Here is a 9,884-nt window from a genome sequence, read left to right as displayed (position 1 = left end):
AAATCCTGCCCCCGCAACCAAACAATAAAACCCGGCAAACCGACGGGTTTTTTGCGTTGGTGACCGCGGTCGAGGATTGGAACCTCACCAGGCGCCCAAAAGAAGGCCGAAGGCCGACAAAGCAGGACAAAAACGCAGAAAAGCCAAACTAAAATAACATGAAATAAAAGGCCCCATCAGGGGCTTTCTTGTTTGGACGAGTGGGGCGAGAAAGCGAACATTACGGGTCCCAAGAAGCAGGCGGCTATAGGCGCCACGCTTGCAAAAACGCCATATGTCATAGCTAAACCGAATAACTCACCACGGATAGTGCTATTACTCGTGGCGGCCCGTTTTGTGCCAAATGGTTCTCCTGTACCGGACGATCCTGGAGCACCTTATGACGGACGACCTCGATGGCCTTTTGGTTGTTTCAATCGAACAAGCCGTTGCGGCACCGTACCTCTCCGGGCGTCTGGCCGAAGCCGGCGCCCGTGTCATCAAGGTGGAACGGCCGGAAGGCGATTTTGCCCGTGAATACGATCACCTGGTTCACGGCGAAAGCGCCTATTTCGTCTGGCTGAACCGGGGCAAGGAATCCGTCTGTCTCGATCTGCGCAAAGAGGATGACAAGGGCATCCTCGAAGAGATTCTGAAGAAGGCGGATGTCTTTATCCAGAACCTCGCTCCCGGGGCGATCGAACGGCTCGGATTTGCGCCTGACAGGCTACGCGAAGAAAATCCGCGCCTGATCACAGTCACGATTTCCGGCTATGGCGAGGATGGACCCTATGCCAACCTGAAGGCCTATGACCTGCTCGTTCAGGCCGAAAGCGGGCTGTCTGCGATTACGGGCAATGCCGCCGGTTCTGCACGCGTCGGCGTTTCGGTCTGTGACATCTCCTGCGGGATGACCGCGCACCAGGCCGTCTTGCAAGCGCTGATCGGCCGGGGCCGCACCGGAAAAGGGCGGCATATTTCCGTGAGCCTGTTCCATTCCCTGGCGGATTGGATGAATGTGCCCTATCTCCAATTTGCCTATGGCGGCAAGTCTCCCGACCGCAACGGCTTGTCCCATCCGACCATCGCCCCTTACGGCGCATTCTCGGGTTCCGATAACAAGCAGGTGTTGTTCTCCATTCAGAACGAGCGGGAATGGGTGCAATTCTGCGAAAAGGTTCTCGGGCTTCCGGATCTTGCGACCGACCCGAGGTTCAACAGCAATTCCAATCGGGTGGCAAACCGTAAAGCGCTCGATACCGCGATCGAGACCGTCTTCTCAAATCACCCGCGGGATGATCTGACCAGGCTGCTTCAGACCGCAGGCATTGCCTGCGGCCAGGTCAGCACGATGGAAGACCTGATCCGGCATCCTCAAAACCGATACGTCGAAGCCGACACGCCGACCGGCCCCGTGAGGCTGCTTGCCCCCGGTGCCCTGATGGATGGCAAAGCCCCCGCATTCGGCTCGGTCCCCGGGCTCGGCGAGCACTCGAAGCAAATCCGCGAGGAGTTTGCTCCCGTGAAGAGCGCGGCGGAATGATCGGTCATGCGGCCGCGTTCGTCGCGTTCCGGCATCCATGCGGGCAAGGCTAAGGAATTTTATGGAGCTCCAATAGCAATTTCATATGCCCCGCGACCGCCTTTGAGCCCATAGCATCCCTATACGGAAAAATAGGCCGCTTCGTCGCTCTTGCTCTTAAGAAGGCTTCGACGGCCGGCCAATCGAAACCAGGAAACCGTCCCTTGTCTCTACCGACCAGTTCGCCCGAACAATACGATGATCTTCGCAGTGCGTTGCGTGCGCTTTGCGCCGAGTATCCGGATGAATACCATCGTCGTCACGCCGCGAACGACACCTACCCGGTTGAGTTCATCGACGCCCTGACCCGGGATGGTTGGCTTGCGGCGATGATCCCGGAAGAATACGGCGGTTCCGGTCTCGGCCTGACGGAAGCTTCCATCGTCATGGAAGAGGTGAACCGCTCCGGTGGCAATGCGGGCCACTGCCACGGTCAGATGTATAATATGGGGACGCTTCTCCGGCATGGCTCGGATACGCAAAAGAACGCCTATCTGCCGAAGATCGCCTCCGGCGCGTTGCGTCTGCAGTCCATGGCGGTGACGGAACCGACGACGGGAACCGATACCACCAAGATCAAGACGGTCGCCAAAAAGAAGGGTGACCGCTATGTGGTCAATGGCCAGAAGGTCTGGATCAGCCGAATCGAGCATTCCGACCTGATGATCCTGCTCGCGCGCACAACGCCGCTGGAGGAGGTCAAGCGCAAGTCGCTCGGCATGTCGATCTTCATTGTCGAACTGAAGGATGCCATCGGCAAGGGCATGGAAATCAGCCCGATCAAGAACATGGTCGGTCACGAAACTTACGAAGTGTTCTTCGACGATCTCGAAATCCCGGAAGAAAACCTCATCGGCGAGGAAGGCATGGGCTTCCGGTATATTCTTGACGGTCTTAATGCGGAACGCACTCTGATCGCCGCGGAATGTATCGGCGACGCCTACTGGTTCCTGGAGCGGGCGCGCGACTACGCCAGCGAGCGGGTCGTCTTCGACCGCCCGATCGGACAGAACCAGGGGATCCAGTTTCCGCTTGCGCGCTCATACGTGAACACGGAAGCCGCCAACCTGATGCGGTTTGAGGCCTGCCGCCGTTTCGATGCCAAGGAAAACTGCGGGGCGCAGGCCAATATGGCGAAACTGCTGGCGGCGGATGCGTCCTGGGAGGCGGGCAATGCCTGTCTTCAAACCCACGGCGGTTTCGGTTTTGCCGAGGAGTACGATATCGAGCGCAAGTTCAAGGAGACCCGGCTCTACCAGGTGGCGCCGATCTCGACGAACCTGATCCTCTCCTATGTGGGGGAACATCTGCTCGATCTGCCGAGGTCGTTCTGAAGATGAGGACGTCCGGAACCCTGAAAGAGGATCGGCTGTTCTTTCCGCTGTTCGTTCCGGCCAGCCGGCCGCAGTTGATCGAAAAGGCGCAGGCAGCCAAACCGACCTGTGTCATTGCCGATCTTGAGGACGCTGTGGCGCCCGATGAAAAGGACGCGGCACGGCAGGCATTGGCATCGCTGGAGGTTTCCGACAAGGTGCCCTTGTGCGTGCGCATCAACGCGGTCACAACACCGTGGTTTGCGGAAGACCTCGATTTGGTCTCCGCCATAGCGCGCGAGGGCAGGTGTGCCGGTCTTGTCTTGCCGAAGGCTGAGGATCCCGCGCAGGTAAATGCCCTCCGCAGCGCTCTGCCGTCCGGGACTGCCTGTTTCGGCCTGGTGGAAACCGCACTCGGTGTCGCGCGGGTACGTGACCTGGCGCCCTTGTTCGATCGCCTGTTTTTCGGTTCGCTCGACTATGCCGCGGATCTTGGTTGCGCCCATACGCCGCCGGCGCTTGCCCACGCCAGGTCCGAGATCGTGCTGGCCTCGAGGATTGCCGACAAGCCCGGTCCCGTGGATGGTGTCACGGCGGATACGCGTGACATCGACCTCATCCGCAGTGACGCAGCCTATGCCGCGGAGCTGGGTTTCAAGGGGAAGCTGCTGATCCATCCGGCGCAGCTGTCACCCGCAAAGGCAGGTTTCCGTCCGGGTGACGATGAGATTGCCTGGGCGGACAGGGTATTGTCGGCAATTGGCAATGGAGGCGTTGCCAAGGTCGATGGCAAGATGGTCGATGCGCCGGTCATCGCAAAGGCAAAGGCCGTGCTTGAGCGTGCATCGGAAACCGCGGAGGAGTGACATGTCAAACTTGATGGACACGGTTCTGGACATTGCCGAACTGCCGAGCGATTCCATCGCGCCCGATGCGATGGCGGCTGCCCGGTTGTCTCTCTATGACTGGCTGATCTGCGGTCTGGCCGGAGTGGAGGAACCGCTTGCGGAAAAGCTGAGGCTTATGGTCGCCGGGGAGGGCGGTGTCCCGGTCGCTTCGCTTCTCGGTGGGGCCAAGGTTCCTGCACGGGCCGCGGCGCTGGTCAACGGCGCGACAAGCCATGCCCTCGATTATGACGATACCCATTTTGCCCATGTCGGCCATCTATCGGTCGGTATCTATCCGGCCGCCCTTGCCGCCGGCGAGGAAGTCGAGGCTTCTGCGGAAGATGTGGTCACGGCCTTCCTGCTCGGCTCAGAAGTGGCCATCCGGATCGGTATGGTGCTCGGGTCGGCCCACTACAATCGCGGCTTTCACCAGACTGCTACGGCAGGAGCCTTCGGCGCGACGGTCGCTGCGGGACGTCTTTATGGCCTCACCCGTTCCCAGATGCGTGCCGCACTTGGCTTGTGCGCAACGCGGGCCTCGGGCCTGAAATCGCAGTTCGGAACCATGGGCAAGCCGTATAATGCGGGGATCGCGGCCTCGAACGGGATCGAATGCGCGAAGCTGGCCAAACTCGGGATGACCTCATGCGACGACGGGCTCATGGGTGATCAGGGTTTCATCCCCACGCATAGCGATGCGCCCGGCTCGGAGATTGCTCCGGCGGGCGCGTTCCTGTTCGGGGATATCAGCTACAAGTTCCATGCCTGCTGTCATGGCACCCATGCGATGATCGAGGCGCTGATCGAGGTTCTTCCGGAAATCGGTGGGCGTATGGAGGAGATCACTTCGCTTACCCTGCGCACGAACCCGCGCTGGCTGAAGGTCTGCAATATTCCGGCGCCTCAGACCGGCCTGGAAGTCAAATTCAGTTACACGTGGCTGGCGGGCATGGTGCTCGACGGCCGCAATACCGGCGCGTTCGAGACCTATTGCGATGATCTGAGCCGTGACCCCGCTCTGTCGGCCTTCGCCCAAAAGGTCGAGGTGATCGGGGACGAGACGCTGACGGACATGCAGGCCGAATGCGAACTCGAATTCGCCGACGGGCGCAAAGTGGCCTTCTCTCATGACCTTGCCCGGCGTCCCGCTCCGGATGCCCTTGCCATGAAGCTCCGGGCCAAGGCGAAGGCGGTGCTTGGAGACGGCGTAGACAGGATTGCTCCAATCCTGGAGAGGTTGTCCGGTCTGAGCGCTGCGGACCTCGGCGATATTGTCAGAGGTGGTGATGATGTCTGACACCAGTTCCTGGATCGGGTTTGAGCGCGAGGCCTGTGAAACCGTGACAGAGCGGCAGGTGCGGGAATTCCGCGTGACACTGGACGGCTTTTTGGCGGGCGAAGACGAGACCCCAGGGCTCCACTGGTGTCTGGCTCCGGAGATCTATCCGCCGGCCGACTTGGGGCGTGACGGGCACCCACGGCTGGGCCTGTTTCTCCCGGATCTCGGCTTGCCCCGGCGCATGTGGGCGGGCGGGCGCGTGTCGTATCGGGGCGGGGTCCGTGCAGGAGAAACCATCACGCGACGATCGACGATCACCGACATCAGGTTCAAGGAGGGCCGCAGCGGTAAACTCGGTTTCGTAACGCTCGAACACAGCTATCTGTGCGGGCAGGACCTCCGGATTTCGGAGCAGCAGAACATCGTCTATCGGGAGGATCCGTCTTCGGATGCTCCGACGCCCCAACCGCCTCAGGCCGAGCCCTGGGAGGTCATTCGGTCCATCGAAGTCCTGCCGACGTCAACGCTGCTTTTCCGCTATTCCGCGATGACCTTCAACGGCCACCGCATTCACTACGACAAGATCTACGCGATCGGAACGGAGGGCTACGCCGGACTGGTCGTTCATGGGCCGCTCCAGTCGACCTGGATGCAGATCCTTGCGGCTCAAATCCTGGAGCATCTGCCGAAAGACTTTACCTATCGCGGGCTGTCACCGCTGATCTGTGACCGGCCGGCAGTCGTCGAGGCAAGAAAGAGGGAGGGAAAATTGGCCCTGCGCGTCCGGGACCTTGAGGCGGATATCGTAACCATGGAAGCTCATACCAACCATCATTGATTATGACCCATCTGACCGCATTTTCGGATCGTCCGGCCAGGAGCGTTTTGCAGGTCGATGCGGGGCATCGGCCAAGAAGCGCGACGCCTTCCGGGCGTTTCGAAAACGCGGCCTTCGGTGAACCCTATCGGCCCGCTGGACTTTGTTGCGCCGCTTGCCCGACCGGACGGTCGCGCTGCGCGTCGCGCCTCGCCAACGAACCGATAGGGTCCATCAGATGGGTCATAACCAATGATGGTTGGTATCAGGCCGGTTGAGGGGATTTCTCTCCGACCGTCGCGACGAGCTGGCCTTCCCACAGTCCGCGTTCGACCATTTCCCGGGCCACCTGCAAGGTGAGCTTTTCGACCGCGGCGCAGGCCCTGGTCTGGACGGCCGAGGGATTTCGCACCAGATAGACGGGGCGGGAAATCACCGGATCCACGATCGGGGCTTTCAGGAGCCGTCCCGCTTCGACGAAGTCATGGCAGGCAGCCGGTGCAAAAATGGAGTAGCCGGAGCCTCTGGCGACCAGCTCCTTGATTTGGGTCATCGCATCAAGTTCCGTCGTCACGTTGAGCACGATGCCTGCCTTGCGCGCCGCTTTTTCAATGATGCGCCGAAGCCCGTGAGGCTCGCCAGGCAAAACCAGTTCCGCATTCACCAGATCGCTCATGGCGACGGGCGCCCCGGGTTTCGACTTCAACGGCCAGGCATCGGGCGCGGAGAAAAAGAAAAGATGTTCGTCCAGGACATGGGTTGCCTGAAAATGCTCGACGCCAATCAGATCGTAGAGAAAACCGATTTCCACGGTGCCATCGTCGATCCAGGTCTTGATGAAACCGCTCATGGCCTCGCTGGCCCGCAGGCGCACTTTCGGCAGTTCCAGCCGGACCGTCTCCGCAAGGGGAACGGACATCACCATGGAGACCGAAGGCGGCATCCCGAAGCGGACCTTGCCGCGGACCTCCCCCGACAGTTCCTTGATTTCGGAAATGCAGGTGTCGACCATCCGGCAGATTTCATAGGCATGGTTGAGAAGGGTTTCGCCTTCGTTGGTCAGCACCGATCCGCGCGGTGACCGTTCGACCAGCTTCACCTCCAATTCCCGTTCCATATTCACAAGGTGTTGGGAGAGGGAGGGTTGCGCGATCCGGAGTTTATGTGCCGCCGCGGAGACGGAACGCGCCTCCGCGATCGCTATGAAATATCGTAGCTGACGAATATCCAATACGGCCTCGCGCCTGTCGTGAAACACCGGGAAGTCCCCGGTGCCGCATTGATTTGCCTCATAAGACCAGACTGTAGGTAAACGATCAATCGTTATAGGTCTTGTCTATGGCGCTGCGGCGTCATCGGATTTCAGCGCATGACGAACGGATTTGCCGGGCCGGGGCCGTAGTCCATCCAGACGGACTTGGTTTCCAGATAGTCATTGAGGGCTTCCTGCCCGCTTTCACGCCCGATGCCGGAGGACTTGAAGCCGCCGAACGGCACCATGTAGGACACCGCGCGGTAACAGTTGGTCCAGATGTTTCCGGCGCGCAGTGCCTTGGCTGCGCGGAACATGCGCCCCTGGTCCTGGGTCCAGACACCCGCGGCCAGGCCGTAATCCGTGTCGTTGGCCATCCGGTAGGCCTCTTCTTCCTCGCGGAATTTGATTATGGACAGAACCGGCCCGAAGACTTCCTGCTGGGCGATCTTCATCGCGTTTTCGACCCCGGTGAAAACCGTCGGTTCGATGAACCGGCCTTGGCCGCATTCGGGCCGTTCCGAGGGTCCGCCGCCGAGAACGCATTCCGCGCCTTCGTCCCGCGCCATCCGGATCGAGGACAGGATCTTGTCGAACTGGGGCTTGGTCGTCACGGGGCCGACCTGGGTGTTCGTATCCATGGGGTCGCCGATGCGGGCCGTCCTGGCCAGATTCAGGAAGGCGTCGACGAAGGCGTCATGGACGTCCTCGTGCACCAGAACGCGCGAGCCCGCGATGCAGGTCTGACCGGTTGCGGCGAAGATGCCGGAGACGACACCGCGCGCGGCACTTTCCACATTCACATCCGGGAAGACGAGCTGGGCGGACTTGCCGCCGAGTTCCAGCGTCAGCCTCTTGAAGGTGTTCATGGCCGAGCGCGCAATATGGCGTCCGCTCGTATCCCCTCCGGTGAAGGCGACCTTGTGAACGTCCTTGTGCTCCGTAAGCGGCGCGCCGGCCTCGGCGCCGAATCCGGTGATGGCATTGATCACACCGGCCGGGAAGCCTGCTTTTTCAGCCAGCTTGCAGAACTCAAGGGTGGAAGCCGAGGTGAATTCGGACGGTTTCAGCACCACGGTACAGCCGGCGGCCAGGGCCGGAGCCAGCTTCCAGGTGGTCAGAAGAAGCGGAGAGTTCCAGGGTGTGATCGCAGCCACGACACCAACGGGCACATGGGTCGTGTAGGTGAACATGTCGGGTTTGTCGATCGGGATGACCGAGCCCTCGATCTTGTCGCAAAGACCGGCGAAATAGCGGAACCACTGCGGCAGATAGCCGGTCTGGCCGCGCATTTCGGCATAGAGCTTGCCATTGTCCTGAACTTCGATGCGGGCAAGGTTATCGGCCTCGCTCTCCAGAATATCGGCGAACCGGTTGAGCAGGCGACCCCGCTGGGTCGGGTGCATCGTGGCCCAGTCGCCCTTGGTGAGGGCATTGTTGGCCGCCTCAACGGCGCGGTCCACATCCTCTGCCCCGCATCGGGGGATCCTTGCCCACACCTTGGAGGTAAAGGGATCGTCGCTTTCAAAATACTCACCGGTTGCCGGTTCGACCCATTCGCCGTTGATGTAACATTGATAGGTCTGGATGCCCGTGGTGCGCTCCATGATTATCCTCTTTGTGTCAGCTGAAATCGATAACCTGGCGGATCGCCTTGCCTGCGTGCAGGCGGTCGAAACCCTCGTTGATGTCTTCCAGCCGGATCTTCTCGGTCATCAGCCGTTCAACCGGCAGGCGGCCCTGGGCGTGGAGGGCGAGGAAGCGCGGGATGTCCCGGCTCGGGACGCCGGATCCAAGGTAGGACCCCTTGAGGGTGCGCTCTTCCCCGGTCAGGCCGACGGCCGGGATCTGCAGCATGGCTTTCGGATTCGGCAGGCCGGCGGTGACCGTCGCGCCGCCACGGCGTGTCGCGTCATAGGCAAAGCGCAGGGCGTTGACGTTGCCGGTGAAATCCAATGCCGTGTCGACGCCGCCGGAGGTCAGCTCGCGGAGTTCCTCCAGAGCGCCTTCCTTCGAGGAATCGATCGTATGGGTCGCGCCGAGCTGTTTGGCGAGTTCGAGCTTGTCGGGAATGATGTCGACGGCCACGATCTTCTCGGCGCCGGCCGCATAGGCTGCCATGACGGCTGAAAGACCGACGCCGCCGAGGCCCACCACCGCCGTCGAACATCCGGGGCAGACGTCCCCGGTGTTGAACACCGCGCCGGCACCGGTCAGCACGGCACAGCCCATCAGGGCGGCAATGTCCAGAGGGATCGAGCTGTCGACCTTCACCAGGGAATTTTGCGACACGACCGCGTATTCGGCAAAGCAGGAAACCCCGGTCATGTGGTAGAGGGTTTCGCCGTTTCGGCTCAGCCGCGACCCGCCGCCGATCAGCTTGCCTGTGTTGTTGGCGGCCGCGCCCGGTTCGCACAGGGCCGGCCGGCCCGACCGGCACGGGCCGCAATGTCCGCAGCTTGGCACGAAGACGGAGATGACGTGATCGCCGGGCTCGAACCGTTCGACGTCCGGCCCGACCGCGCGGACAACGCCGGCACTCTCGTGTCCCATGACCAGAGGCAGTTGTCGCGGACGGTCGCCATTGACCACCGACAGATCCGAATGGCACAGGCCTGCCGCCGCGATCTCGACCAGGACCTCGCCGTCGCGCGGCCCGTCGAGATCGACCTCGCAGACCGAGATCGGGCGGGTTTCGGCATAAGGACCCGGACGACCGATCTCCTCCAGAACTGCGGCTTTCATTTTCATATGTCTCTCCCTTCGCGCACCGAC

At 61.2% G+C, this 9,884-nt stretch carries 8 protein-coding genes; 5 read left to right on the top strand and 3 right to left on the bottom strand.

Annotation, left to right across the window (positions count from 1 at the left end):
* The first annotated feature begins 379 nt into the window (after nt 1-379).
* The 5 genes from ACN0SO_RS14270 to ACN0SO_RS14250 all read left to right on the top strand — a co-directional run bounded on the left by ACN0SO_RS14270 (nt 380) and on the right by ACN0SO_RS14250 (nt 5,878).
* Nucleotides 380-1,522, top strand: a complete 1,143-nt coding sequence (locus ACN0SO_RS14270) for a CaiB/BaiF CoA transferase family protein (protein WP_417678772.1) — start codon at nt 380-382, stop codon at nt 1,520-1,522.
* A gap of 203 nt (nt 1,523-1,725) precedes the next feature.
* Nucleotides 1,726-2,895, top strand: coding sequence for an acyl-CoA dehydrogenase family protein (locus ACN0SO_RS14265; protein ID WP_417678770.1), 1,170 nt, complete (start codon nt 1,726-1,728; stop codon nt 2,893-2,895).
* A gap of 2 nt (nt 2,896-2,897) precedes the next feature.
* A complete protein-coding gene (locus ACN0SO_RS14260; protein WP_417678768.1) occupies nt 2,898-3,740 on the top strand; it encodes an HpcH/HpaI aldolase/citrate lyase family protein in 843 nt (280 codons plus the stop codon).
* Nucleotide 3,741: 1 nt separating this feature from the next.
* Entirely contained in the window at nt 3,742-5,058 is a 1,317-nt protein-coding gene (locus ACN0SO_RS14255) for an MmgE/PrpD family protein (protein ID WP_417678766.1), read from the top strand.
* The gene (locus ACN0SO_RS14250) at nt 5,051-5,878 is read left to right on the top strand and encodes an FAS1-like dehydratase domain-containing protein (protein WP_417678764.1); all 828 of its coding nucleotides are present in this window, start codon (nt 5,051-5,053) and stop codon (nt 5,876-5,878) included. The genes ACN0SO_RS14255 and ACN0SO_RS14250 overlap by 8 nt, the downstream gene beginning before the upstream one ends.
* A 244-nt stretch (nt 5,879-6,122) precedes the next feature.
* Here the strand turns inward: ACN0SO_RS14250 and ACN0SO_RS14245 are convergent, their stop codons facing one another.
* The 3 genes from ACN0SO_RS14245 to ACN0SO_RS14235 all read right to left on the bottom strand — a co-directional run bounded on the left by ACN0SO_RS14245 (nt 6,123) and on the right by ACN0SO_RS14235 (nt 9,860).
* A complete protein-coding gene (locus ACN0SO_RS14245; RefSeq protein ID WP_417678762.1) occupies nt 6,123-7,115 on the bottom strand; it encodes a LysR family transcriptional regulator in 993 nt (330 codons plus the stop codon).
* 104 nt (nt 7,116-7,219) lie between these two features.
* The gene (locus ACN0SO_RS14240; protein ID WP_417678804.1) at nt 7,220-8,698 is read right to left on the bottom strand and encodes an aldehyde dehydrogenase; all 1,479 of its coding nucleotides are present in this window, start codon (nt 8,696-8,698) and stop codon (nt 7,220-7,222) included.
* Nucleotides 8,699-8,732: 34 nt separating this feature from the next.
* Complete coding sequence (locus tag ACN0SO_RS14235; protein ID WP_417678760.1) at nt 8,733-9,860, bottom strand: zinc-dependent alcohol dehydrogenase family protein; 1,128 nt, start codon at nt 9,858-9,860, stop codon at nt 8,733-8,735.
* Between the last annotated feature and the right edge of the window lie 24 nt (nt 9,861-9,884).

It is taken from the genome of Roseibium sp., from assembly GCF_048260565.1.
Lineage (GTDB): Bacteria > Pseudomonadota > Alphaproteobacteria > Rhizobiales > Stappiaceae > Roseibium.
This window is presented reverse-complemented; position numbering and strand designations above follow the sequence as displayed.

Excerpts from the sequence above, each read along its gene's own strand:
- ACN0SO_RS14235 (WP_417678760.1), bottom strand. The coding sequence starts at position 9,860 with ATGAAAATGAAAGCCGCAGTTCTGGAGGAGATCGGTCGTCCGGGTCCT.
- ACN0SO_RS14250 (WP_417678764.1), top strand. The coding sequence starts at position 5,051 with ATGTCTGACACCAGTTCCTGGATCGGGTTTGAGCGCGAGGCCTGTGAA.
- ACN0SO_RS14260 (WP_417678768.1), top strand. The coding sequence starts at position 2,898 with ATGAGGACGTCCGGAACCCTGAAAGAGGATCGGCTGTTCTTTCCGCTG.
- ACN0SO_RS14270 (WP_417678772.1), top strand. The coding sequence starts at position 380 with ATGACGGACGACCTCGATGGCCTTTTGGTTGTTTCAATCGAACAAGCC.
- ACN0SO_RS14255 (WP_417678766.1), top strand. The coding sequence starts at position 3,742 with ATGTCAAACTTGATGGACACGGTTCTGGACATTGCCGAACTGCCGAGC.